This window comes from Nostoc sp. UHCC 0870 (genome assembly GCF_022063185.1).
In the GTDB taxonomy this organism is placed as follows: Bacteria; Cyanobacteriota; Cyanobacteriia; order Cyanobacteriales; family Nostocaceae; genus Trichormus.
On the sequence record NZ_CP091913.1, the window covers coordinates 1,047,713 to 1,072,737 of the forward strand.

Annotated in this window: 22 protein-coding genes; 8 read left to right on the top strand and 14 right to left on the bottom strand. The window is 42.0% G+C overall.

All coding sequences use genetic code 11. The features are described 5' to 3' along the window. Window positions 1-53: 53 nt before the first annotated feature. Complete coding sequence (locus tag L6494_RS04640) at window positions 54-1,973, top strand: cation:proton antiporter (protein WP_237991666.1); 1,920 nt, start codon at window positions 54-56, stop codon at window positions 1,971-1,973. Here L6494_RS04640 and L6494_RS04645 read toward each other — a convergent pair. Next, window positions 1,940-2,581 (bottom strand): cytochrome b N-terminal domain-containing protein, encoded by a 642-nt coding sequence (locus L6494_RS04645; RefSeq protein WP_237991667.1) that lies wholly within the window; start codon window positions 2,579-2,581, stop codon window positions 1,940-1,942. The genes L6494_RS04640 and L6494_RS04645 overlap by 34 nt on opposite strands. Window positions 2,582-2,681: 100 nt before the next feature. Next, the gene (locus L6494_RS04650) at window positions 2,682-3,359 is read right to left on the bottom strand and encodes an esterase/lipase family protein (protein ID WP_237991668.1); all 678 of its coding nucleotides are present in this window, start codon (window positions 3,357-3,359) and stop codon (window positions 2,682-2,684) included. A gap of 67 nt (window positions 3,360-3,426) precedes the next feature. Here L6494_RS04650 and L6494_RS04655 point away from each other — a divergent pair, with 67 nt between their 5' ends. After that, window positions 3,427-3,585 carry a hypothetical protein gene (locus L6494_RS04655; protein ID WP_237991669.1) on the top strand — a complete coding sequence of 53 codons (159 nt, stop codon included), beginning with the start codon at window positions 3,427-3,429 and terminating at the stop codon, window positions 3,583-3,585. A gap of 365 nt (window positions 3,586-3,950) precedes the next feature. Then, on the top strand, window positions 3,951-5,369 hold the full coding sequence (locus L6494_RS04660; protein ID WP_237991670.1) for a hypothetical protein: 1,419 nt from the start codon (window positions 3,951-3,953) through the stop codon (window positions 5,367-5,369). 75 nt (window positions 5,370-5,444) lie between these two features. Here L6494_RS04660 and petJ read toward each other — a convergent pair whose 3' ends face one another. The 8 genes from petJ to L6494_RS04695 all read right to left on the bottom strand — a co-directional run bounded on the left by petJ (window position 5,445) and on the right by L6494_RS04695 (window position 13,224). Next, a complete protein-coding gene (gene petJ, locus L6494_RS04665) occupies window positions 5,445-5,789 on the bottom strand; it encodes a cytochrome c6 PetJ (protein WP_237991671.1) in 345 nt (114 codons plus the stop codon). 164 nt (window positions 5,790-5,953) lie between these two features. Further along, window positions 5,954-6,373 carry a plastocyanin gene (gene petE / locus L6494_RS04670; protein WP_237991672.1) on the bottom strand — a complete coding sequence of 140 codons (420 nt, stop codon included), beginning with the start codon at window positions 6,371-6,373 and terminating at the stop codon, window positions 5,954-5,956. 393 nt (window positions 6,374-6,766) lie between these two features. Next, window positions 6,767-7,258 (bottom strand): photosystem II cytochrome c-550, encoded by a 492-nt coding sequence (gene psbV / locus L6494_RS04675; protein ID WP_237991673.1) that lies wholly within the window; start codon window positions 7,256-7,258, stop codon window positions 6,767-6,769. A gap of 8 nt (window positions 7,259-7,266) precedes the next feature. Next, window positions 7,267-7,398, bottom strand: coding sequence for a hypothetical protein (locus L6494_RS30850; RefSeq protein WP_269139283.1), 132 nt, complete (start codon window positions 7,396-7,398; stop codon window positions 7,267-7,269). A 113-nt stretch (window positions 7,399-7,511) separates the two neighbouring features. After that, window positions 7,512-8,342, bottom strand: coding sequence for a carbohydrate ABC transporter permease (locus L6494_RS04680; RefSeq protein WP_237991674.1), 831 nt, complete (start codon window positions 8,340-8,342; stop codon window positions 7,512-7,514). Between the two features lie 198 nt (window positions 8,343-8,540). After that, window positions 8,541-9,440, bottom strand: coding sequence for an ABC transporter substrate-binding protein (locus tag L6494_RS04685; protein ID WP_237991675.1), 900 nt, complete (start codon window positions 9,438-9,440; stop codon window positions 8,541-8,543). 28 nt (window positions 9,441-9,468) lie between these two features. Beyond that, on the bottom strand, window positions 9,469-11,814 hold the full coding sequence (locus L6494_RS04690) for a TonB-dependent hemoglobin/transferrin/lactoferrin family receptor (RefSeq protein ID WP_237991676.1): 2,346 nt from the start codon (window positions 11,812-11,814) through the stop codon (window positions 9,469-9,471). Window positions 11,815-12,315: 501 nt separating this feature from the next. Continuing rightward, the gene (locus L6494_RS04695; RefSeq protein WP_237995801.1) at window positions 12,316-13,224 is read right to left on the bottom strand and encodes a carbohydrate ABC transporter permease; all 909 of its coding nucleotides are present in this window, start codon (window positions 13,222-13,224) and stop codon (window positions 12,316-12,318) included. A 444-nt stretch (window positions 13,225-13,668) separates the two neighbouring features. On the opposite strand from L6494_RS04695, the gene L6494_RS04700 reads away from it, so the two are divergent. Beyond that, window positions 13,669-16,179, top strand: a complete 2,511-nt coding sequence (locus L6494_RS04700) for an AMP-binding protein (protein ID WP_237991677.1) — start codon at window positions 13,669-13,671, stop codon at window positions 16,177-16,179. A 291-nt stretch (window positions 16,180-16,470) separates the two neighbouring features. Further along, complete coding sequence (gene thrC / locus L6494_RS04705; protein ID WP_237991678.1) at window positions 16,471-17,562, top strand: threonine synthase; 1,092 nt, start codon at window positions 16,471-16,473, stop codon at window positions 17,560-17,562. A 187-nt stretch (window positions 17,563-17,749) separates the two neighbouring features. Here thrC and L6494_RS04710 read toward each other — a convergent pair whose 3' ends face one another. After that, window positions 17,750-18,487, bottom strand: coding sequence for a 2-phosphosulfolactate phosphatase family protein (locus L6494_RS04710; RefSeq protein ID WP_237991679.1), 738 nt, complete (start codon window positions 18,485-18,487; stop codon window positions 17,750-17,752). 335 nt (window positions 18,488-18,822) lie between these two features. Here L6494_RS04710 and L6494_RS04715 point away from each other — a divergent pair, with 335 nt between their 5' ends. The 3 genes from L6494_RS04715 (at window position 18,823) to L6494_RS04725 (ending at window position 21,339) form a co-directional block, all read left to right on the top strand. Next, window positions 18,823-19,242: a BlaI/MecI/CopY family transcriptional regulator gene (locus L6494_RS04715; protein WP_237991680.1), complete on the top strand. Its 420-nt coding sequence runs from the start codon at window positions 18,823-18,825 to the stop codon at window positions 19,240-19,242. Beyond that, window positions 19,242-20,105 carry a M56 family metallopeptidase gene (locus L6494_RS04720; RefSeq protein WP_237991681.1) on the top strand — a complete coding sequence of 288 codons (864 nt, stop codon included), beginning with the start codon at window positions 19,242-19,244 and terminating at the stop codon, window positions 20,103-20,105. Before L6494_RS04715 ends, L6494_RS04720 begins: the two co-directional genes overlap by 1 nt. Window positions 20,106-20,565: 460 nt before the next feature. Continuing rightward, window positions 20,566-21,339: an MlaE family lipid ABC transporter permease subunit gene (locus L6494_RS04725; protein ID WP_237991682.1), complete on the top strand. Its 774-nt coding sequence runs from the start codon at window positions 20,566-20,568 to the stop codon at window positions 21,337-21,339. A gap of 122 nt (window positions 21,340-21,461) precedes the next feature. Here L6494_RS04725 and L6494_RS04730 read toward each other — a convergent pair whose 3' ends face one another. The 3 genes from L6494_RS04730 to L6494_RS04740 all read right to left on the bottom strand — a co-directional run bounded on the left by L6494_RS04730 (window position 21,462) and on the right by L6494_RS04740 (window position 24,776). Next, window positions 21,462-23,276 (bottom strand): aspartate kinase, encoded by a 1,815-nt coding sequence (locus L6494_RS04730; RefSeq protein ID WP_237991683.1) that lies wholly within the window; start codon window positions 23,274-23,276, stop codon window positions 21,462-21,464. Window positions 23,277-23,474: 198 nt separating this feature from the next. Further along, window positions 23,475-24,062: a Uma2 family endonuclease gene (locus tag L6494_RS04735; RefSeq protein WP_237991684.1), complete on the bottom strand. Its 588-nt coding sequence runs from the start codon at window positions 24,060-24,062 to the stop codon at window positions 23,475-23,477. Window positions 24,063-24,239: 177 nt separating this feature from the next. Next, window positions 24,240-24,776, bottom strand: coding sequence for a hypothetical protein (locus L6494_RS04740; RefSeq protein WP_237991685.1), 537 nt, complete (start codon window positions 24,774-24,776; stop codon window positions 24,240-24,242). Between the last annotated feature and the right edge of the window lie 249 nt (window positions 24,777-25,025).

The window sequence follows — 25,025 nt, forward strand, 5'->3', positions numbered from 1 at the left end:
TATTCATTATTCTTTACAAAAGATTTTGAAATACATCGCTCAAAATCCATAGCATGGAAGCATCTTTTGAAGTCACCCTACAGATGGTGATCACTGTCGTTGCAGGTATTAGCGCGCAAGTATTGGCGGCATATTTTCGTGTACCCAGCATCGTCCTATTACTCGTAGTGGGCATTTTCCTGGGTTCTGATGGGATTGGTCTTTTACATCCCCAGTTACTCGGCTCAGGATTGGAAGTGATTGTAGCCCTAGCAACGGCAATCATTCTATTTGAAGGTGGATTAAACCTAGATTTGCGAGAGTTGGGTAGAGTTTCTTTAAGCCTGCAACTGCTCGTCACCTTGGGGACACTGGTAACGCTGATTGGTGGGAGTATGGCGGCTCACTGGTTGGGTGAGTTTCCTTGGAATATAGCTTTTCTCTACGCTTCTATCGTCGTGGTGACAGGGCCAACGGTGGTTGGCCCCTTACTAAAGCAAATCAATGTAGACCGCCAAGTAGCAACACTACTCGAAGGGGAAGGAGTATTAATCGATCCTGTCGGCGCAATTCTCGCCTTTGTGGTGCTGGACACCATCGTTAATGGTGACGCTGACCCCATCAACGCCATCGTCGGTTTAGTCATGCGCCTGGGTGTTGGTGCGGCGATTGGTGCTGTTGGCGGTTATGTGATGAGCTTGATTTTCAAACGCGCCAATTTTTTGTCATTCGAGTTAAAAAACCTCGTGGTTTTGGCGGTGCTATGGGGTTTGTTTACCCTAGCGCAGATCATTCGCACCGAATCAGGGGTGATGACTACTGTAGTCGCCGGGGCAGTATTTGCTAACTCCTCTGTACCAGAGGAACGCTTGTTGCGTAGCTTTAAAGGTCAACTGACCATTTTGAGTGTTTCTGTACTCTTTATCCTGCTAGCGGCTGATTTATCCATTGCTAGTGTGTTTGCTTTAGGTTGGGGCAGTTTATTTACTGTCTTGGTGTTGATGTTTGTCGTTCGCCCGATTAATATCCTGTTGTGTACTGGAAACAGTGACTTAAATTGGCGACAGAAATTATTTTTAAGCTGGGTTGCGCCTAGAGGTATTGTTTCGGCTTCGGTTGCTTCCTTGTTTGCGATTTTGTTGACCAAACATGGCATCAATGGTGGTGATGCAATTAAAGCTTTGGTTTTCCTGACGATTATCATGACGGTGGTTTGTCAAGGATTGACGGCTGGCTGGGTTGCTAGATGCCTACAAATCACTTCTCAAGAAGCTACAGGTGCGGTAATTGTCGGTTGTAATCCCTTAAGTCTATTAATTGCCCGTTTCTTTCAAGAACGGGGGGAAAATGTTGTACTCATCGATACTGAACCAGAATTTTTAGCTCAAGCTGAAGCTCAAAACATCAGGGTAATTGCTAGCAGTGCGCTGGATGCTGAGGTGTTGGAAGAAGCAGGACTAGCTTCGATGGGGACTTTCTTGGCGATGACTAATAATGGTGAGGTAAATTTTGTTTTGGCGCAACGAGCAGCCGAGGAATTTAATCCTCCAAGAGTTTTAGCTGTTTTTCCCCGTGACCCCCAAGCTAATAATTCAACTAACAATAAAGTTAATCAAGCTTTTGTCTCGGATTTGGCGATTAAAACTTGGAATGAGTATCTCAATGATGGGCGAGTCAAGTTAGGGACAACTACACTCAATGAAGCAGAATTTACTACCCAACAGGAACGCATCCAAGAAAAAATTCGGACTGGAGTTTTAGTCCCGTTGTTGGTAGAAAGAGAAGATCGTCTCCAGATTACGCCAGCTAACCAAGATTGGGAAGTAGGCGATCGCATTATCTACCTGTTACATGACCCCAGACCGAACCTATTAAAACGCTTATCTGGTGCTAGTCAGTCTACGCCTCTAGTTCTAGAAAAATTACCAGAGTTGGAAGAAGTACCTTTAGCGAAATTAGCTCAACTTTCTGCTAGTGATGCAGCTGCTAGTTGAATTTCCTCCCCGGCTTGTTCTGTGTACATTTCTTGTTCTTGCCACAATAAAGCCGCCAAATGCACCACAGCCAAAATAATCGCCCCTAGGGAAATTATGTAGCTGTGTAGGGTGTATAAATGCTCAACAGTAATGCTGCTAATTGCTCCACCACCTGTAAGAATATCTCGCAGTTGTGAACCAATCACGGGAATAGCCTGGATATTGCCTAGCTCAATGTTAAACCGCCAGTAGCCTTCTTGAGTCCAGTCAAGAATCATGGCTGTCCAATCAAGAGCGATCGCACTCAAGGTAAATAAAATCCCACTTACCCAAGCAAATAGCCAACTCCGGCGAAATTGCCTTCCTAAAAACATGATGACGATTTGCACCAGAGCGATCGCAATCATCACATTACCTGCAATATCATGCGCTCTATGGAACAACCAACCATAGGAAACCTGTGTATCAATCATCCTCAGTGAGTTATAAGCCCCGCCTGCTGTGGGTTCGTAATAAAAAGACAACAAAATGCCAGTAGAGACATAAATCAGGCACAGGGAAAGAATTACGACCGATAATATCGTTGCGATTCGCCGCAAAATCCTATCAAACTGGGTGCTTTGCATGGCTCACCCCTCCTGTTATTAGATTAAGTATGTATTTTTATTACAATATAACTAAGATTTATTAATATATCTATATTTCTTTTGCTAAGAGCTTAGTTTTTTAAACTAAATACTGCCCCCAAATTGCTAACTTTTCTGGCGAACCATACCAAATACCTGGACTTCTGGGCGAATGTCTCACACCTTCAATTACCAAATTTTCTGCGTCAGCCAAGTGAGCAGCTGCAATAGGTGTGATTCCATCACCCCAGGTATTACCCAATCCACAGGTTAATTGATAACTGCTGTAAGCAAACCAACTACCCAGCCGCCTTTCCCCAAAAATCGTTTTACCAGCGACGCAAACGTAACGCACGGTTTGATAAAAAGCTCCGGGGTAGTTATCATTCACAAAATCCAAATTCAAGCGAGTCCAGCGTTCCTGGCTAGTGTGGGGTGTACCCAGGGTAATGAGAGTCGCCACTAAAGGATGAGCATTCCAGACATTCACCGCATAAGGCTTTTCTCCCAAATAGATGCGAGAAATCCAACCGCCAGCCGAGTGACCAATCAAATTGATTTGAGTAGCGTTATATTCCTGTAATGCTTGTTTAACAGTGCGATCAAGTTGTTGCAAAATTGGTGTGATGGGTCTACCGCCAATAGTGGGTATCCAGTCACGCCGACGAAGAGGGACTGTAAATGTTGGGAAACCTAACCCTTTAAGAGTTGCTTCTAGTGGACGATAGGCGATCGCACTTTCTAAATATCCCGGCACAATAACTATAGGTAATGGCATAATCAATTCAAAATTCAAAATGACGCTCGATGACTCGCTAACGCTGTGCTAACAAAATTCAAAATGGGTGGTATTAGGAATTATTCTCCCCTACTCCCCTACACCCCTACACCCCTACACCCCTACACCCCTGTTTCTTGAAGAAATAGCAAAACAGGCAACATTTTCAGATGTTGTAGGTATGGTAATATATCTCGGCTTGCCGATATTCATCACCACAGCTTGAGTTTTCTTTCAGAAGTGCAACTACTAATTAATCTTGTGTTTTGAGTAAAAAGACTTATGCACTTAGACTGATGCGATCGCTCTGACTGGTAACTACTCTATGCTTAAGCTGGAATAGTGCGGAATGGTGCAACGCATAAGAATGGAAATTTCTTAGTGAGCATTTCATTCACAAGCTCATCAGCCAGTGCAACCAAGAAAACGCGTTATAGCTTTAAAAATTAAAGAGTGGAAAAAGTTTCCATTCTCCTGTTTTGAGCGTCAACATAGACAGCTATGATTTTTCTAAGGGACGCATTTATTACAATCAAGATAAAATTTCTTTCCTAGTCAACTGCAACCGAGCCGAGTGAACGATTAACAGCTATGTCTTACGTCTCCCTGATAAAAAATATACCAGAATTCCTTAGCCAACCAACTGGGATAGCAGCAATAGCCTCTGTTGGCATTCACGGTGCAATTGCATTGATTGTGCCATTGATGCCTGTAGATTCTAACCAACCGAAAGAATTATCTGCACAAAAAACATTTGGAGTTTTAGAACTCAGCCAAGCTGATCAAAGTCGGCTACCACAAACTCCAGAGATGAACTCAGTTGCACTACAACCACAACTGCCTTTACTACAAAATCAATTTCCTCAACAACCGCAACTGAATAATATTCCTAATCTGGATGCTCAGACGACTGTCTTACCTCCTTTACCACCACCTGTAAATACACCGTTATCAATGCCACCGCTTGCGACAATACCAGAAAATTATCGCATACCCTCTTTACCACAACGTCAGCCTTTGCGGGTGTCTCCCAAGAGAAATTTCCGATTTGATGATTCTACCTTCAATCCGGCTAACAATAAATTCGCTACTGTCACTCCGCCTAATTTTGATAACAAGCAGATAGTTCCAGAAGCATCAAAACCTCTATCTGTAGACAAATTACCAGAATTGGGTGCGGCGACACTACCAAACGATTTGCCTGCTACTCCACCTGCTATTAATACACCCAATAGCAATCAAGCAACTACACAGCTCGGTGGCGATGCAGCTAATCCCATTACTAAGACTCCCAACGTCGGAGATGATTTAGCTCTCGCTAATCAACCCATACCTAAATTAGAGCAAGGAAATACTCCAAATATTCCTAATTTGCCTTCAAAGCAAGCTGAACCGGGTGAAATTGCTCAGGTAACTTCATACGAAAATTTGAGAAAAGCACTTCAGCAGCAATACCCCAACTCGCAAGAAAAAGCAGTTATTCGTAGTATCATCCCTACAGAAAAACCAGGTCTTGACAGTACAGTATTGGGTGTGTTGGTGATAGACACCGAAGGTAAAGTGTTAGATATCAAGTTTCAAGACAGGTTAGTTTCTCCTGAACTGGAACTGAAAGCAAGGCAATATTTTACTCGAAACAAGCCTAAACCTGATCAGCAAATCAGCCGTTATCCATTTAGCTTACGTTTTCAACATGGCAGCAGCGTTACAAATGAAACCAGTGAAGAAAAAGCTCCGGCTGTAGTTATCCCCAATTCAGGTACTAATCCGGGTGTCAATAATGGTCAAGCTACACCTAAAACCGAAGCTACGTCTCAGCCTTTACCACAACTACAAATCAACAAAAATCAGCCTGCATCGAATGCAGTCGTAAAACCACCTTCTGAGCAGACTGTAAACGAAGATGGTTTATCTTCTTCACTAGAATCTGGTCAAGACCTGATACGGAAGTTGCAAAATTTACGTGAGACTAGACAGCAAAAGGAAAACTCCAATACCTCAAAACAATAAAATTGGTTGATTAATTCATGAAACTTAAGAACCTCAGTTTCTCCGCGACACCGAGGTTCTTAAGTCTTGCAATTTTCACCAACCTTGCTCGGCCTTTTGGAAGACGTAAGCAGCCACCTCCAGAATTTCTTGCTCACTTAACTTTTTTTTGAAGGCAGGCATAGCATTTTTACCATTTTCTACTTGATGGATAATGGCCTGTATGGAGTCAGTATTGTAGTTATTGAGATACTTTGACAGTGCTTCTTTGTGCAAAGTTTTTGTGGAAATCAGAATATTACCGCCACCTATATGACAAGCAGCACAGTTATTCTGAAAAATTTTAGCACCTGGTGATATTTCTGCTGCTAGAACTGGACTAATAAATGTAAGTTTAAGTATAGCGATCGCCACCAATAACATTAATAAGACTATTCTCAAAATATTTTCCTCAGAACCAGGCTTTAGCAATTGCAAAACTATAAAATTTGTGGTGACAAGTCTATTTCTGCTCTTTATGAGGGGGGAATAAGACTAGTCACCACCATTAATTTACAGTATTGCTCTTGGCTAATTTAGCCGTGGAGCATGAAAAATCATTGGGTCTAGCCTTCAACAATGATTTTACCGACCATACCAGCACCGCGATGTGGTTCGCAGTAGAAGGTGTATTCACCAGCAGGAGCATCTGCGGCGAAGGTGGTTGTTTCTTTTTGACCAGGACTCATCATCAACTGTTTATGAGATAGTGCTTTAGCTAAATCAGCACTCTTAGCAGGGTTGAGAGCAGAATCAAACACAACGTTGTGGGGAGGTACTTTGTTGTTTAACCATTCGATGGTATCGCCTGGCTTAATACTCAACTTTGCTGGCTCAAATGCCAACATTCCTTTATCTGTACCCAGTTTAACTGTATATGTTTCAGCCGCAGCACTAGGCGTGAAGATGGCGACACTGCTCACAACTAAAACAAGTGTCAATACAGCTAGGCTAAAGCGTTTCCAGCTTGCAGCAATTAATTTCATGGATTTCTCCCAGATAAACAGTTTTCATTTTCCTAATCTCATTTTAAATAAAATCAAGCGCAAATATGACAACTTGTCGTAGATAGAATTTTTTTTTTGAAAAAAAGCCGGAAATCAATAGTAAAAACTTAACTAAAAACTAGATTTTTATGTTTTTATTAATGCTGTTGAGTTTTTTATGGGTAGCAAAAATTCTGAGTTCTGAATTCTGAGTGTTGGGTAATATAGGAATTAATCATGAGAAACCAAATATGATGACTCAATCAGATTTCTAGTCTTATTACTCAAAACTCAGCACTCAGCACTCAGCACGGGCTAAACGCCCCGCTACCGCTAACAGCACTCAGCACTCAGCACGGGCTAAACGCCCCGCTACCGCTAACAGCACTGAATTTAGTAGTAGATTTTACCGCCACCCCATTTGTCGCCCAGAATCTTGGGCTGTAGAAGGATATGACCTGCGATCGCTTTGAGGTCATCGTCGGTCAGATTTCGCATTTCTGTGAAAATATCTGCGCTCTTGATGCTGGGGTGTAATTCGGAAATTTCCTCTTCCCCGTCATAGGTGGTGGGATTTTTCATGTAATCCACCAAACCTTCAACGTTGTCACGCTTAGGTGTTGCTAGAGCCAGTGCTTCTGGTTCAAGTCCTACGTTCTGGTTGGTCTTAGTTACACCACCGACATGGCATTGGGCGCAAGCGTATTGAAATAAACGTTTACCTTCTTTGACTTGTTTTAAACTCAGTGTGACGTTATCACCCTGAGCATTTAATTTCACTGTTCTGGTAGCTTCGTCTAGTTCCACTGCTGTTGCGCTACCGACAACCAACTGAAACGTCAGTAAAATAGTAGCGGCAACAACGCCAATAAGTCTTCTAAACATGTTTCCCCTTAAAGATTTTGACGCTCAACACAGCTAAAAAAGTGATACTCAATCTCTAAGATTGCCACAGAAAAACCCTTGGCTACAGTCACACTGTAGTCTAGTAATATCTCTGCGATCGCTAGGTTTGCAAAACCCATAACGTGTGTTAACTAACAGATAGAGATTGAGTCGCTGTAATACCAATATCACGTTAGGAGTGCAATTTGTTGCCCAAAATTTGGAATGGGGATCGGGGACTGATAACTGATGACTATCCTTTACCACCGGTGAAGGCTGCACTTTGGATAAAGTAGCGGTTGAAAAAGGCGTAAATACTTAAGGCTGGTAGGGTGAAGACCATAGAGGCCGCCATGATGTAGTTCCAGTAGCTGATGTACTGCCCTTTGAAGGTGTTCAAACCTAGGGGGAGAGTAAACATTTCTGGATCGAATAAGATGACTACTGGCAGTAAAAAATTATTCCAACTACCCATAAACACAAAAACCGCCTGTGCTGCTAGGGCTGGTTTGGCTAGAGGTAAAATAATATGCCGGAAAATCCCAAAGGTGTTTAAGCCGTCTAGTTGTCCAGCTTCTTCTAGTTCTTTAGGAAAATTAACAAAAAACTGCCGCATCATAAAAATAAAAGTGGCATTGACCATACTAGGTACAATCATGCCTTGATAAGAATTGAGCCAACCAATGGCTTTCAATATCAAAAATGTCGGAATCAGGGTGATTTGTGCGGGTACAGCTAGCACCGCCAAAATCAAGAAGAACCAAAAATTTCTCCCCGCGAAGCGCAGTCTAGCTAAGGCATAACCAGCCATAGAATTGAAGAGCAAGTTTAAGCCCGTGACACTGACAGCAATCAATACACTGTTGAATAGCCAGCGTAAAAATAAGGGTTCTTGTAGGAAGATTTGCTTGTAGTTGTCAAGGGTAAAACTTTTCGGGAAAAAATTAGGTTCACCACTGATAATCTCAGAGAGGGGCTTAAATGATGCTGACAACGCCCACAGAAAGGGAATTAAGGTAATTACTGCATAGGTGGTCAACACAACATACAGCAGCAACTTAGCCAATGAGATATGACGCAACATGAGTAAGTAGGTCGGTGTAAATAATTATGGTTGGGATCAGGCAGGGAGCAGGGAGCAGGGAGCAGGGGGAGAAAGAATTTGAGCCTTATTTACTTTTATTTACATAGTTTGGTTTTATTGCATCGACTTACTTTAATTGAAATCAGTTATCAAGGCGTATTGTGGGAAATGAGTGACCCCCCACCAATACCTACCACATTATCCTCCAGATAAAGCTTGCTGTAACTTTTTGCAGCTTTTTTCAATTGCATCAATGCTACCAGCATTGATAAATCCGTAATAATCAAGTACATAAACGCGGTTATTTTTAGTTGCGTTTAATTTTTGCCAAAAAGACTGTTTTTTCCAATCATCTAAAACTGCTGCTTCTGATTGTTGTTGTGGCGGATTAACTACCAATAAAACTTCGGGATTCACTTCTAAAACTTTTTCTGGTGACAGAGTGATATAACCACGAAATGGACTTTTACCTTGTAAATCACCAGTTATATTTTGCACCTGAAATTTTGTCAATAAATCTCCTGCCCAACTATTTTTATTAGGTGATAAAAGTGGTTGGGGACTGACTAATACCAAGGCTGATACATTCTGTTTAGAAGTAGTACCAATAAAACTTTGATAGCGGTTGATTAAAGGCTGGGGGTCAGCATCAATATATTTAGCTAAATCTTGCGTAAGCTTTTCTAAAGCCTGCCAACTATCAAGCTTATAAGTATATACAGTAATACCTAGTTCTTGTAATCTCTGGGCTTCTTTGGTAAAAAAGCCCTCTGGGATGATAGCTAAATCTGGTTTGAGGGCGATAATTTTTTCTAAATTAGGTGGGGTTTGATTTTCACTTACACGAGGAATATCTTTAAATCTGGCATCTTTTTGAAATAAACTACTACCAGTCATGCCCACTAATTTAGTTTGATCTAATTGGTAGATAATATCAGCCGCAATACTAGAAAGCGCAACTACTTTTTTAACAGATGTTTGTGGCGAAGTTGCACTATTATTTTGGGTTACGGGGGTGACTTGTGCTTCAGGAGTAGCCGTAGAACTACAAGCTACTAAAAGTATAAGTAATAAGCATGATATCCAGCGTTGAAACATATTAAAACAATTGGTAAAATCAACAAAACTAAAAACGGACTGTGAGACTAGCGGCGAAGTTAATACCAGGTTGGGTATATAAATCGAGGAAGCGATCGCTTGCATTGACACCCCGGACATCAGACCATTCAATATACCGTTCGTTGAATAAGTTGAAAATCCCCAGGTTTAAAGTTGTATTGCGGTTAAAGTTATAGTAACCCAGTAAATCTACAACAGTGTAGGCTTTAGATTTAAAAAAATCACTACTACTCACTCTGTCTTTATCTGCTACAACAGTAGTTGCTAATTCTGCCCCCCAAATGTCACCGGGAGAACGATAGCGAAGTCCTAAAACTGCTTTGAAAGGGTCTACAGAATCCAAAGGTTGATTTGTTTCTTTGTTATCACCTACAGCATAAGCTAAACCACCAAATAAGCTTACACCATCAGAAGTATTATTGAAGCGATATTCACCTTTAGCTTCAATGCCATAAATTGTTGCACCTTTGATATTTTGACTTTGGAATTGTTGGAATGGTCTACCACCTATGGGTAATACTCCCACTTGTACATTCTCAATAAAATTATCGTAGCGGTTGTAAAAGCCTGTCAGACTAAATTTTCCTTGGGGGAAACTACCCCGTATACCAACTTCGTAGCTATCGCTGGTTTCAGGTTTTAAGTTGGCATTAGGTAATACTGTGTAACCAAAAGCAAAATTAGTAAAGGCTAGTGTTGCATCATCGTAGGGAGGGCTACGAAAACCACGGGCATATTGAGCAAATAATGCAACTTCTGGTGTAACTTTGGCAACTATACCTAAGCGTGGTGAAATAGCCGAATCAGAAAAACCCTTCACTTCAGAATTTTGAGTGTTGATTCTATTAAAATCATCATCTCTATTAGGACTTAATTGATAATAGTCATAACGAATTCCTGGGATTAAAGTAATTCTGCCATCAGCAAATTCTATTTCATTCTGTACATAAACTCCGCCCCTTAATGTGTTGGTATCGGGGAATGTTTTATTGGGGAAGAGTTCACCTATGACATTTTTTGTCACTGCACCAGTAGTTTGATTAAATTCTGTGGCATCACGGGGACGGGTAGTGGCAGTATTAAATAAATCAAACCCGTAGGTAAGACGATGATTAACATTACCCGTTTTGAAATTACTTTGTAACTGGACATCTCCCCCAATGATTTGTTGAGAAAAACTATTTTTCTGTACTCGACGAATGTTTTGTCTAGCACCGTTAATAAAACGAGTTTCTACTTCCTCTGTGGTGTCTGCATCTTGGTAATAAACTTGCCATCTTAAGTTTTGGAATAATGAACTATTAGGATTAGCATAGTCATGACTCAAACTAATTCTTCCTCGTCGCACATCATCTTCTGCAAATTGACTAACTGTTGTTAATCGCGTAAAGGGATTAAACCCCGCAGAACTTCTGACATCAGTCTCAGTGTTGCGATCAAGTAATTCACCAGTCAGCCTAAAAGTATTATTATCATTTGGACGAAAAACAACTTTACTAAAGAAATTATTGCCCCCTACATCTTGAGGATTAGGTGCAATTCCGCCATAGTTTTGCAGTTCATTTTGATCACGGCGAGTATATTGTAATAACCCTGATAATTTTTCATCTCCCCCAGCTAAAGTAAGAGTTTCAGCTAACCCATAATCAGATGTGTTGTAGCTGACTTTACCACTCACATAGAAGGGACGATTAAAAATACTCAGGTAATCTTCTGGGTCTTTAGTAATAAAAGAAACAACGCCGCCAATGGCATCACTACCGTAGAGAGTAGACGCGGGGCCACGGAGTATTTCTACTTTGCTCAGAGATTCAAAATCTACTAAATCTCGGCTAGTGTTGAAGTAAATATCAGGTACACGAACGCCATCAATTTGGATTAATACACGATTTCCTTCAATCCCCCGGATATTAATACTAGAATTACCTGCACGGGTGGGACGGTTGCGTACAGATACACCGGGTTCATAACGAATTAAATCTTTGATATCGCGGATAAAAAGATTTTGAATATCGTCATCATCAATGATGGTAATTGTCCCTGGAGAATCTTGTAATGATCTAGGTGTCCGAGTTCCTGTGACTGTAATTTCAATATCTGCTTCACTATCTGCTTCACTGCTAGTTTCTTCCTCTTCCTGTTGACAAGCTTCTGGCAAGTTTTGATCATTGGCTTCTGCTTGATTATCTTCAGGGGGACATTCCGGCGGTGTTTCCTCTGGCTGTTGTTTGAGTAGGTCAGCGTTATGATTTGGCAAATTAATGTCTTGCAATTGGGGCATTTCTGCTGATGCAGCCGCAAAATTACCAACAGTAATTAACAGGATGTTGATGAAAAGTAAATTGGATTTCATGATTTTATGGCACTGGAAAATAAAGGTTAATGTCGCAACAATAACCAGCAAATAATCACATGATGAGTAGGAGTATTTTAATTACAGGATTGACACACCAAACTCTTCGCTTTGGGAGGTGTTACAGGGTAAACTTCTAGCCTGAGCATCACTTGGATGTATATCTGTGACTAATAGAGAAATATTTTTATTAAAATTTGTTAGAAAAAGATATTAGATATAGCTACATTTGCAATAACCTAAAAGTAAGATGGATGCAGTTACTACCAGCATTGATTCCTGTGAAGATGATCTTCCCAGAATTGCTGCTCAGTAGTTGTCTATAAATTATTAGAATACTAATGCAAGTTCTTGTCAACTAAATTATTCAAAATATTTGTCATTAAATTCTCATGTATGGCAACGATGGAGAGAAGAGGTAAAAAAGATAAATACAGTTACTTCCGTTAAAACCGTTACCTAGAGACACTTCTATGGTTCAGGTGTAGGACATTTTCTCACTCAAACCTGCTCCCTGCCAAAAAGTCGTCGTTGTAGTAGTGTGACAGCAATGATTACCACTGCTAATAAAAATGCGATCGCAGCTGCATATCCCATCTGTAAATAGCGAAAGACAGTTTGATAAATCAGCAGCACGACAGTCAGGGTGGCATTATTCGGCCCACCAGTCCCACCAGAGAAAATATACGACTGATCAAATAATTGAAAAGTCCCAATTATGCCTATCGCCACCACAAAGAAAGTCACAGGTTGTAGTAAGGGAATAGTAATGTAAATAAACTTTTGCCACCCATTAGCCCCATCAATTTCTGCTGCTTCATAAACTTTTTGGGGAATATCTTGCAATGCTGCCAAATATATCACCATATAAAATGGTGCAGTTGACCAAATATTCATGATCATGATACCTTTAAGGGCAACAGATGGATCACCCAACCAATTGTAAGTAGGTAGTCCTACAAAGGCGAGAAAATCATTTAGTAACCCATCAGTGTTATAAATCCACATAAAGATGAGGGTTAGCACAGCCGAAGATGTAACTGTAGGCAAAAAGTAGAGAACGCGCCACCACTTTTGAGCATGAATCCCAGAATTTAAAGTTACGGCTAGAATCAACGCCAAGATAGTTTGACTAGGTACAACAATTGCCACGTATTCGGCTGTATTTTTTAACGCAATTCCAACTCTAGTATCGGTAAATAATCGCTGGAAATTACTCAAACCAATAAATTCGTAATCAATACCGCCCAAAAGTTGAACTTTATGCAGCGAAAGAAACACAGCGTAAAGAATAGGCAGTAATACGAAAGTTCCTAAAACTAGAATGACGGGCATCATGAACATATACCCTGCGATGGTGTCTTGGATGTTCCATCTGTGGCTTATTCTTCGCCTGCGGTTCAGAAACATCATTCAACCTCCGTATAATTTTAGCTGGGCTGATGTTAATAAAGTATTCCTCGGAATTTATATCGTGCTAGCAATTATGGGTGGGATTGTTACCTTTGCAAAGACTTGCACCAAGACTTGTGTTTACACCATAGCCAGGGGAAACACATCTAATTTGTTTTGACAGAATGCAACTTATATGTATATAAAAAAAGGATGTATTATTAGGTTGATATCAATTTAATAACCCTATACAAAGAAGATTTGATGGTAAAATCGTTTCTGTTTTTGATGGTATAGCGTTTCTTGGTTGAGTTAGGTACAAGAACCCCACCCCCAAACCTTTCAGTAAAAGTTCTGTTCGGCGGAAACCGCCGCTCAGACTTCTCTGCGGAGCAAGGATAGGACTTATGATATACCTCATGTGATTAGGAAACACTATTAAACAAGAGGCGATCGCATTATATGTTTGAATCTTTCTCTCAATTTCATGATCAACTAGCAATTATTACTGAAAATGAGCTGAGTATTTCTTATAGACAATTAGACGAGCTAATCGATGTATTTCAATCTCGTTTTTCATTAGGTCGAGGCGTTGCTTTGATTGAATGTGAAAACTCTTTAAATTCTATTGTTGCGTATCTTAGTGCGCTTCGCGCCGGTTGCCCAGTAATTTTAATTGGAGCAAAACAGCCTGAAGTTAGTAAGTCCCTTTTGGCTCAATTCTCAGCTTTATATCATGTTGATACTGCTGCCAATATAGTAACAACTTACGAATCAGCAGCTAACGTTCAGTTACACCCTGATTTAGCCCTCATCCTCTCAACCTCTGGCTCAACTGGAACTGCAAAGTCTATTCGGCTGTCATACCGCGCCCTTGAGGCTAATGCTAAATCAATTGTGGAGTATCTTGCTATCAACTCAGCTGATCGCGCACCCACAACCCTGCCGATGAATTATTCCTATGGACTGTCAGTAATCAATTCCCATCTGTTAGCTGGCGGTTCTTTAGTTCTAACGCAGAAATCCGTCGCCGAACCAGAATTTTGGCAACTCTTTGATAAATATCATTGCACCAGCTTTGCAGGCGTTCCCCATAGCTATGCACTAATTGAAAAGAGTGGCATGAAAACATCTGAACGACCGACTTTGCGTTATGCAACGCAAGCCGGCGGACGTCTTGAACCAAGTCGCGTCAAGGAACTGATTGAACAAAGTACAAAAGAAGGCTGGCAATTTTTTGTGATGTACGGTCAAACGGAAGCAACAGCTCGCATGGCTTATCTTCCACCAGACCTCGCATTAGAAAATCTGCATTGCATTGGCATCCCTATCCCAGGAGGTACATTTCGGCTGATCAACGATCAGGGACATGAAATTAAAGATTCAGAGGAAACAGGTGAATTAGTCTACACAGGCGACAATATAATGATGGGCTATGCTCTAAGTGCCAAAGACTTATCCCTCGGCTATGATTTAACGGAATTACATACGGGAGACTTGGCGCGCCGAACTAGTAATGGTCTTTATTATATTGTTGGCCGCAAAAAACGTTTTGTTAAGCTATACGGATTGCGAATCAGTCTTGATTCGGTTGATGGATGGTTAGTTGATCATGGCTACAGTGCTGTCAGCACTGGAAATAATGATAATTTGTGGATTCTCACCACAAATGCTACCAGTGTACCAATCATTCGCACTGCGGTTGCGGATTGGCTTGGTTTGCCCTTAGCCTCCATTAATATTGGTGTTGTAGAAACTATTCCTCGAAAAGCGAATGGCAAGATTGACTTTAGCGAAGTTGCACGTTTAGCCGAGCAAGAAGCACAAAAACTAGATGCTACGATAGTTAATGGTGCTACAGAATTCAAAGAAAATACAGTCAGAAATATCTTTGCCGCGCGTTTCCCCAACCAGGAGATTAAACCAGAGTCGTCCTTCATGAGCCTTGGTGGTACATCTTTAGACTACATAGATATGATGCTGGCTCTGGAAAAGAGTATTAGCAACTTACCACAAGACTGGTATAAAGTAAGCCTTCACGAACTCGAACAGCAGCAAGGGACAAGCAGTTTCTTTCAAAGCATTGAAACCCAAATTCTGCTTCGATTCATCTCAATTTCGTTGATCGTTATAGACCATCTCACAGACTTCAACTACGGCGGAACTGGTGCTTTTTTGTTATTTATGATTGCTGGTTTTAATTTTTCCCGATTTCAGATCCCCAAGATTATCGCTACAGGATCATCTCGACCGATGCTGGCACTGGCTGCGACAATTGCGGTGCCAAGTTTGGCTTATCTCCTGCTAATCCAGATATTGTTCAATCGTCTACATCTCCCATCCCTACTCTTGATTTCTAACCTGATTGAGGCTAACGCGAACGAAGGTTTGACCGTGTGGTTTATCGAAGTCTACGTACAAACTATGTGTTTCATGTCATTGGTAGTTAGTTTGATACCCAAGAAACGCATATCTAGTGTACGTCAAGAATCTGTTGTTGTTGGCTTAATTATACTTTCTATATTTCTAAACCTAGTTGGACCAATGGTTTGGGATACAAAACCATTATTTGACCGAGTACCCCATATGTTATTTTGGCTCTTCGCTTTTGGCATAGGTACTCAGACATTTGTAACTAAGTCGTCAAAGCTGATTTTATCAGCAACTTTTCTTACTGTCGTCTATCTACAATTGGGCATTGATGCCCCATATCGACTCCTTACCTACGGAGGACTTTTGCTAATATGGCTTCCTTTGATTAAGATACCGGCTATCTTGAAACTCCCCATGTCTCAGATTGCTGGCGCATCGTTGTTCATTTATCTTTCTCACTTCCAGTTCAATTCACTCAGTGCGATAATTTTTGGACAGAATGGTTGGATTAGCACGATCTTTGCACTTATTGGAGGGGCTGTTACCTGGAAAATTTATCTCGTCTTTTCATCTTATTTAATGCGTATTTTGCAGAAGTAAACAACTGACGGTCTCTAGAAAATTTATTTTCCCTACTCCCCACTCCCTATTTTCAAGCCAGGTCTAATGAAACAGCCCTCGGTGAGTGGGGAATCAATAGTTATTAGTTATTCTCCCCAGCCCCCAGTTAAATAAAATTAAAATTAACTGTAAAATAGCTGTACAAAAAGAGATAATATCTGAAGTAAAAAATCTCAGCACTAAGAGAAGGTCGCAAAAATATTAACCTTCCTTGCCTGAGCAATTACCAAATTCCTCCATAATATAATTTTGAAGTAAGTTTTTAAGCCCGTGACTGTAAGCTTGTCTATTGCTCAATCTCACCGCCAACCCTGGCCCGGACTCATAGAAGCCTATCGTGAGTATTTACCTGTTAGCGAAACTACGCCGATTGTCACTTTGTTAGAAGGTAATACTCCCTTGATTCCTGTGCCAGCGATCGCAGAACGCATCGGTAGACAAGTGCGGGTATTTGTCAAATATGATGGTCTAAACCCTACCGGTAGCTTCAAAGACCGAGGGATGACGATGGCAATTACTAAAGCCAAGGAAGCCGGAGCTAAGGCGGTAATTTGTGCCAGTACCGGCAATACTTCCGCCGCCGCCGCCGCCTATGCTCGCCGGGGGGGGATGAAGGCTTTTGTCTTGATTCCTGATGGTTACGTCGCCTTGGGTAAGTTGGCGCAAGCTTTACTCTACGGTGCAGAAGTTTTGGCGATTAAAGGTAACTTTGACCGCGCCTTAGAAATTGTTCGGGAAATGGCGGAACACTATCCCATTACCTTAGTAAATTCAGTTAATCCCTACCGCTTAGAAGGACAAAAAACCGGAGCATTTGAAGTTGTCGATGCTTTGGGGAATGCTCCCGATTGGTTGTGTATCCCCGTCGGGAACGCAGGCAACATCACAGCATACTGGATGGGTTTTTGTCAATATCATCAAGTCGGCAAATGCGATCGCCTCCCCCGGATGATGGGATTTCAAGCCGCAGGTGCAGCACCTTTAGTCAACGGTTATCCAATAACTCATCCTGAAACCATAGCCACAGCCATTCGTATTGGTAATCCCGCCAGTTGGGACAAAGCGATCGCCGCTCAATCATCCAGTCAAGGTCAATTTAAAGCCGTCACCGACGAAGAAATTCTCGACGCTTACCGACTTTTAGCTTCATCAGAAGGCATTTTCTGCGAACCCGCTAGTGCTGCTTCTGTCGCTGGTTTATTACAAGTGAAAGACCAAGTACCCACAGGCGCAACAGTCGTATGTGTCCTCACCGGTAACGGATTGAAAGACCCTGATACAGCCATCAAACACAGCCACTCCCAATTTAAACAAGGCATTGAGGCAGAATTAAGCGATGTCGCTCAGGCAATGGGCTTTTAACTGTCACCTGTCACCTGTCACCCGTCCCCTGTCACCTGTCACCTGTCACCTGTCCCCTGTCACCTGTCCCCTGTCCCCTGTCACCTGTCCCCTGTCCAACTACTTATTAGCCCCTTTCTAAATTAATTCTAGAAAGGGGCTAATGTTAACAAAGCAAGAAATTTTTGCGGTTATTGACTTTACATATTTAGATTTTACTTTTAAACACTCCTGGTTCTTGCTGTGTGGGCAGAACAGCTAAAATATCGGTTTGGGAACAATATTTCAGGTCTTCATGGCATTCCAGGCGTAACAATCGTTTACCGTGACTAGCGTGGTGGAATAAACCCAATAGATTATTTTCCCACTGGGAGTATAGAGCGATCGCACTAATAACTTCATCGTTACCAGCTAATTCTTCTGGTGGTAATTGGGATTTTTCGATGACACTATGAGCGATCGCACCTGCACAGGCTGTATCCTCTAAAGAAAAACTGCCTTCCCAACCAGAACCGACAATCCAAACTGTTTCGGGTTGCTTCTCCAGCAGGTAATCTACAACTGCGGCGCGGTTAATAAAGGCGGCTGTCAGCACAGTGGCTGAGTCCTCTATCCGTTTTAAAGCGCGAGTCCCATTGGTGGTACTAATAAACAAACGCCGTCCTTCCACCAGTTCAGGTGTGCAATCGAGGGGTGAATTACCTAATTCAAACCCAGGGACTTTACCACCGCCGCGTTCTCCAGCTCGCAGCCGTTTTTGTGCTGGCCATTGTTCACTCACAGAGATGAGTTGATCTAAATCGCTAAAGACTTGTACAGCTTCGCCCCCAGAAGAGAGGACAGTTGCTATAGTGCTAGTAGCTCGCAAAACATCGACTGCGATCGCGCAGTCTGGGGCTTTGTCCGTTGGAGTTAGTTCCGGGGTATGGTATACAAATAGCTTCACGCTGGGGATAAACCTGCTCTCAATACTATTGCCGAGATTAATTCTAATTGCTCGTGATCACAATAATGACACTTAATGTCCGAGTATTTCTTATGGTTAGGCAAGAGTATTGATTATTGTGAGTGATTGGGGATTGGGGATTGGGTAATGGGGATTGGGGATTGGGGAAGAGAGATTTTCATTCTCTGGTCAGATATTAACTAATGATTTAAAGTTGCTAGAGTTTGCGTCTAGACCTTATATTCTGAAACAATATGGGGAAAGCTATTCCCCCAGAAAATCTAAAATTTTGACTTTTGATTTTTCACTTTTGACTTTTATTGTCCCCAATCCCTATGGCCCCTTTACCCGACTATCATCCTAAACAACTGTCTTTAGGCCCTTTAGAAGCAGAGATATTAAATATCATCTGGGAATTAGGTTCAGTCACCGTCAAAGATGTTCACGATCGCATTTTGGCTGACCCTAACCGCGAGTTAGCTTACACTTCTGTGACTACAGTTTTGCGTCGCCTCACCGATAAAGGTTGGCTAGTTTGTGATAAAAAAGGTAAAGCGTTCTATTGGCGGCCTTTACTGACAAAGCAGCAGGCACAGGTAATTAAAGCCCATGAACAATTACAGCGATTTCTGGCTGTAGGTAATCCTGATGTAGTGGCGGCTTTTGCTGATAGTCTGGATGAAGCAGCTAGCGAGCAAATCGAAGCGATCGCTAAACGTATTCAAGCAGCACGCCAAGCCAGGGAGGAACAATAATGCACCTAATCATGATTTTGATTACTGTGATAGTCGCAGGGATATTGCGCTGTTCTTGGACTCCTACCCAAGGTAGTTGGGATGTGCGCTGGCGGCGATCGCTATTTCTGTTTCTCTTCCCGCCTTTGCTAATTTTTATGACAGCGATCGCGGTGCTGTGCATGGGGCCGCAAGGCCAAATGGGCGGTATGTATACAGGTTGGGTGAGCTATTCCCTAGCTTTAGTTGTCTTGACTGTATTCTCTGGGTTGTGCCTCACACTAGCTTACCAAGGTTGGCGATCGCTACAATCAGCCCGTCATTGTCCTATGGTGAATGTTGAGGGTAAACCCGTCAGACTACTGAACACAGAAGCTTTATTTGCAGGTCAAATTGGTTTTTGGCAACCAGAATTAGTAGTCAGTCAAGGATTACTACAAACCCTCTCTCCAGACCATGTAGAAAGCGTATTAGCACACGAGCAAGGACATCATTATTATAGAGATACATTTTGGTTTTTCTGGCTGGGTTGGATACGCACCTGCACCGCTTGGCTACCCAACACAGAATCATTGTGGGAAGAACTGTTAGCACTGCGAGAATTACGCGCTGATAGTTACGCTGCATCCCAAGTAGACCCTTTATTGTTGGCAGAATCGCTATTATTAGTAGTCAGTAATGCTTCTGTATTCACCCCATCTGGAATTTGCTGTGCGGCTTTGGGTGATAGTGTAGGCGATGCCTACGGCGGTAAACTACGCTTAGAACAGAGAATTGAAGCTTTACTAACACCAGCAACACCAACCCCAGAAATTAAATTACAATCTTGGCATACATTCCTGTTAGCATTTTTGCCTTTACTAACCGTGATATTCCACACCTAGTTATCAATGATTTTTGCCTAGGGACTAAACCATTCATCATAACAAAAAACCCTTGTTTAGCAAATAAACGAGGGTTTTTGCTTGAGAGAAAATGCTTAGGTCGTGAAATCAACTCTTAAAAATAAACCTAAAAATAACCATATCAAAATCTAGATATAATATTATGTCATTAATCAACTACCCTACTTTATTCCTGAGACAATTAAATTAGCGTAGTATAGCGTTTTCTAATCACATGAGGTACATCATAGCCCCCTCCTTGCGTGCGGGGAGGGGGTTGGGGGTGGGGTTCTTGTACCTCACTAAAGCGAGAACCGCTATAGTTCAGATCATAGATACACATAAACATTCTGTAGGGAATTACAAATTACGAATTACGTAAAGCCTGCGGCATAGCTGCGCTTAGAGCGTAGCGGGACGTTAGTCCATTACGAATTACGAATTAAACCGGGTGGTAAAATTGCAACCAAAAAAAAATTTAGATCAATTATGGATTGTACGTTGTTTGGCCGCAGTATTACTTTTTGGTCAAGTCTGCCTACATTTAATCCAAGGAAAAACTTACTACCGTAAAATTCTAGAGCATATGGTAACTGCGGGGCCTGCTTCCATATCTCCAGTTTTGTTAGTCAGTGTTTTTTCAGGCATGATTTTTACTATTCAAACTGCCAGAGAATTAATAAAATTTGGTGCTGTCAGTACCGTAGGAGGTGCTTTTGCCTTAGCTTTTTGTCGAGAATTAGCCCCTATTTTGACAGCAAGTATTATTGCCGGACAAGTAGGTTCTGCGTTCGCCGCCGAAATAGGTGCAATGCGTGTTAGCGAACAAATTGATGCGCTATATATGCTCAAAACTAACCCTATTGATTATCTAGTTTTACCAAGAGTAATTGCCTGCTGTTTAATGATGCCCATCATGATGATTTTTGCTTTAATTATGGGCATCGCTGGAGGCATTTTTGCAGCTGCACAATTTTACAAAATTCCTCCAGAAATATTTTTAGAATCAGTTAGAGATTTTTTAGACACATCAGACGTATTTACTATTTTACTTAAAGGCTTAATTTTTGGAGCTATAGTTTCTGTTAACGGCTGTAGTTGGGGACTAACTACTAGAGGCGGCGCAAAAGAAGTAGGAGAATCCGCCACAACAGCAGTTGTTACTACTTGGGTAGCAATTTTTATGACAGATTTTTTCCTATCTTTATTATTATATGAAAATCCTACATTGTGATTAGGCATAATCAGTCATCAGTTATCAGTCACTTTATAACTGATGACTGATAACTGATTTAACTCCCTACTCCCTACTCCCTACTCCCTACTCCTTACTCAGCACTCAGCACTCAGCACTCTCTACGCAGGTACAACAAATTTCTCGCTACCAGCCAAATCAAAGGCGGCGTGAATGACTTGTAAAGCTTGTACGCCTTGTTCTTGGGCTACGACACAACTAATTTTAATCTCCGAGGTAGCGATCATTTGAATATTAATTTGGTGTTTAGCTAACGCATCAAACATTTTTGCAGCTACACCTGGTTGTCCTACCATACCTGCACCCACAATACTAACTTTAGCGATCGCACTATCCAAAACTACATCACCCCATCCTAAATCTGTTGCTACTTCTGTCAGCAATCTGTGGGCGGTTTCTCCATCCATCAGGGGGACTGTAAACGCTATATCTCGTCTGGCTACACCATCAATTACCCGACAGCGTTGAGATTGAATAATCATGTCTACGCTGATGTTGTGCTGTGCCAAAATACCAAAGAGTTTGGCGGACATTCCCGGACGATCGGGGACTTGGCGAATCGCTAAACGGGCTTGTTTTAAGTCTAAAGCTACACCGCGCACGGGGGGATGGGAAGAAGGTAGGGAAGCCGGGGAAGTAGGGGAAGCCGGGGAGGCTACTATCTCAAAAGCTTGACATAATGAAGCCACAGCGCGATCGCCATCACTCGCATCAATGACACAACTAACTTTGACTTCGCTGGTGGAAATCATTTGGATATTTACTCCGGCTGCGGCTAGGGTGGCGAACATCTTAGCGGCTACCCCAGGACGGCCTATCATCCCTGCGCCAGAAATACTGACTTTGGCAATGTCTTGTTCTACCATCACCTCAGCCTCATCAGCGTTGGGGTGAGATGGATTTCTTAAAGCTGGGGCGATCGCTGAGGCTACGGCTTCGGCTCGTTTGAGGATGGGTGTTCTGACAGTGAAAGCAATATCATTAGTATTACCTTCGTGTATCGATTGAATAATTAAATCTACATCTACTTGTTGGCGGGAAATTTCGCCAAATAACTTAGCTGCTACCCCTGGTTTATCGGGTATACGCAACAACGCTACCCTTGCTTGGTCGGTGTCAAATTCTACCGCATCTACAGGACGAGCAATTTCTAAATTAATCAGCGATCGCCCTTGATTTTGAGGAGTTGTCACCCAAGTCCCAGGGTCATCCGTCCAACTTGACCTAACTACCAGAGGTACACAGTAGTTACGGGCAATTTCCACAGCACGGGGATGTAATACTTTTGCACCTAAACTCGCCAGTTCCAGCATTTCATTACTGGTGATTTCATCCATTAACTGCGCTTCAGGAACTAGCCGGGGGTCTGTAGTTAAAATCCCTGGTACGTCGGTATAAATTTCACAAAAGTTAGCTTGTAATGCAGCTGCCAAAGCTACCGCCGAAGTATCAGAACCACCACGCCCCAAAGTCGTAATTTCTAACTCACCATTGCTAGAGATACCTTGAAACCCAGCAACAACAACGACCTTACCATCATTAAGGTGACGCATCACCCGTTCTGTTTCAATCTGCAAAATCCGGGCGCGGGTGTGTTCAGCTTCGGTAACAATTCCTACCTGTGCGCCAGTCATAGAAATCGCTGGTTGTCCAAGTTCCTGTAACGCCATACTCAGCAAAGCAATAGTAACTTGCTCCCCTGTAGATAGCAGCATATCCATTTCCCGACGGCTAGGATTAGGAGAAATATCATTAGCTAGCTTAACGAGTCCATCGGTGGTTTTTCCCATTGCTGAAACCACTACCACCAGAGAGTTTCCTGCTTTGACAGTTTTATAGACACGCTGGGCTACAGCTTGGATGCGTTCGACTGAACCGACAGATGTACCACCGAATTTCTGAACTATAAGCGGCATAACTTTTGTTTAATCAATATCCCTACTTCTTTCTATGCTTCCCTAAACTTAGGAAGTATTGAAGCCATTAATAGTTAATCAGTTTAGTGAACTACCTACACCGACTGCAAGCATTTAATCAAAGTAGGTTGGTTTAACGCAAGGAAACTCAACATTTACAATGCTACCAATTTAGTATTGATTGCCTCACTTGTGCCTTTAGTTTTGACTCAAAGATTCTTCAAAAACCACATCTTCATACAACGCCGCCATTGTCCCCTCAAAATTAACACTGTTGAGACAAAATAATTCCTGTGCTGGCGTGTATGATTGCAAAATCCACAAACCTTGCTCATCGCGTCGGAAACACTCGACACGTTGACGCTTGGTATTAATTAAAACATACTCTTGTAAACTTTCCAAGGCTTGATAATCAGCGAATTTATCACCCCGGTCAAAAGCTTCAGTAGAATTAGATAAAACTTCCACGATTAAACAGGGAAATTTTTTATAAGTCGGTGTTTCTTGGTCGCGTTGGTCACAAGTCACCATCACATCAGGATAGTAAAAGCGGTTCAAAGACTCAATTCGGGCTTTCATGTCAGCGATATAAACACGACAACCAGAACCGCGTACATGAGTCCTTAAAAGCGCAAATAGATTTCCTGCAATAGTAACGTGAGGGTCACTTGCGCCAGCCATTGCGTAGATGTAGCCATCAATATATTCGTGTTTTTCTTGGCTGTGTTCTTCTAGTTGCAGGTATTCTTCTGCGGTTACGTAGTTTTCTTGAGGAGAAGCAACCATGATGCTAACTTCCTTTTCTTGCGCTATATCACTTGGCGATATCCTAGCATCTTTGAGTTAATGGAGCGATCGCCTTTTGAGCAGTCGTTTAAGGCTGTAGTGCAACCCAAATAGCGATCGCCTGTCACCTGTCACCTGTCACCTATCGCCTGTCACCTGTCACCTATCACCTGTCTATCAACGCCGTCTCATTTCCATGAGCATTTGCGGCTCGACATTCTCCACATTCGGTATTGCTTCTAATTGAGCAATGCCTTGCAAACTATCACTCATCTTAGCTGATTTAGCACGTAACCAAGCCGCATGGGGAGCATAAGCCAGACTTTGGGCGACTTCATAACCTGCTTGATTAATCGCTGCTTGTTGTGACTTTACCTCCACATCTTCCGCAAAGCGAATAAATACTAAACCCGTGGGAACGGCGAGTGAACCCCCTTCCAGCGTATAGACAGGGCTGAGTGTGTCTTTTATTTCTGGCTTAGGTTCACCAGCAAAAACTACTATTTTTCCCTCATTTAATACTAAAACTGCTGAAGATGTTACGGTACTTGGTTCTTTGTAATGTACGGCGTAGTATCCAGGCTGACGGCTGAATAATACAGGCGCATCTTTACCAACACGAATTTGTTGGGGATATTCATTAAAGTAGTCTGGTTGAAATCTCACTTCAGCAATTGGGGGTAGAGAACAAGCCTGGACGAACAACTCAATCATGTTGTTTAAATTCTAATGATTTTCGGCTATCAGCAAATTGGTCTTGTAAACTTTTAATCAAGCAGAGGAAAGATGAATTAGTTAGATGATTTTTTCGTATTCAGGACTTTAGTCCTCAAAACTATCAGGACTAAAGTCCTGACTACAAACCTATTACCCTTATTTTTTCTCTAGACAGCAGAAAGTTAATCTAGGTTGCTGTTTACTTACATTTTGTAACTTGTATTGCCGATATTCTGGAAAAATCGA

What these genes read in the sequence shown, in the direction of transcription:
- L6494_RS04640 (WP_237991666.1), top strand. Translation starts at nt 54, where the DNA reads ATGGAAGCATCTTTTGAAGTCACCCTACAGATGGTGATCACTGTCGTT.
- L6494_RS04645 (WP_237991667.1), bottom strand. Translation starts at nt 2,581, where the DNA reads ATGCAAAGCACCCAGTTTGATAGGATTTTGCGGCGAATCGCAACGATA.
- L6494_RS04650 (WP_237991668.1), bottom strand. Translation starts at nt 3,359, where the DNA reads ATGCCATTACCTATAGTTATTGTGCCGGGATATTTAGAAAGTGCGATC.
- L6494_RS04660 (WP_237991670.1), top strand. Translation starts at nt 3,951, where the DNA reads ATGTCTTACGTCTCCCTGATAAAAAATATACCAGAATTCCTTAGCCAA.
- petE (WP_237991672.1), bottom strand. Translation starts at nt 6,373, where the DNA reads ATGAAATTAATTGCTGCAAGCTGGAAACGCTTTAGCCTAGCTGTATTG.
- psbV (WP_237991673.1), bottom strand. Translation starts at nt 7,258, where the DNA reads ATGTTTAGAAGACTTATTGGCGTTGTTGCCGCTACTATTTTACTGACG.
- L6494_RS30850 (WP_269139283.1), bottom strand. Translation starts at nt 7,398, where the DNA reads ATGGGTTTTGCAAACCTAGCGATCGCAGAGATATTACTAGACTACAGT.
- L6494_RS04680 (WP_237991674.1), bottom strand. Translation starts at nt 8,342, where the DNA reads ATGTTGCGTCATATCTCATTGGCTAAGTTGCTGCTGTATGTTGTGTTG.
- L6494_RS04685 (WP_237991675.1), bottom strand. Translation starts at nt 9,440, where the DNA reads ATGTTTCAACGCTGGATATCATGCTTATTACTTATACTTTTAGTAGCT.
- L6494_RS04690 (WP_237991676.1), bottom strand. Translation starts at nt 11,814, where the DNA reads ATGAAATCCAATTTACTTTTCATCAACATCCTGTTAATTACTGTTGGT.
- L6494_RS04695 (WP_237995801.1), bottom strand. Translation starts at nt 13,224, where the DNA reads ATGTTTCTGAACCGCAGGCGAAGAATAAGCCACAGATGGAACATCCAA.
- L6494_RS04700 (WP_237991677.1), top strand. Translation starts at nt 13,669, where the DNA reads ATGTTTGAATCTTTCTCTCAATTTCATGATCAACTAGCAATTATTACT.
- L6494_RS04715 (WP_237991680.1), top strand. Translation starts at nt 18,823, where the DNA reads ATGGCCCCTTTACCCGACTATCATCCTAAACAACTGTCTTTAGGCCCT.
- L6494_RS04720 (WP_237991681.1), top strand. Translation starts at nt 19,242, where the DNA reads ATGCACCTAATCATGATTTTGATTACTGTGATAGTCGCAGGGATATTG.
- L6494_RS04730 (WP_237991683.1), bottom strand. Translation starts at nt 23,276, where the DNA reads ATGCCGCTTATAGTTCAGAAATTCGGTGGTACATCTGTCGGTTCAGTC.
- L6494_RS04735 (WP_237991684.1), bottom strand. Translation starts at nt 24,062, where the DNA reads ATGGTTGCTTCTCCTCAAGAAAACTACGTAACCGCAGAAGAATACCTG.
- L6494_RS04740 (WP_237991685.1), bottom strand. Translation starts at nt 24,776, where the DNA reads ATGATTGAGTTGTTCGTCCAGGCTTGTTCTCTACCCCCAATTGCTGAA.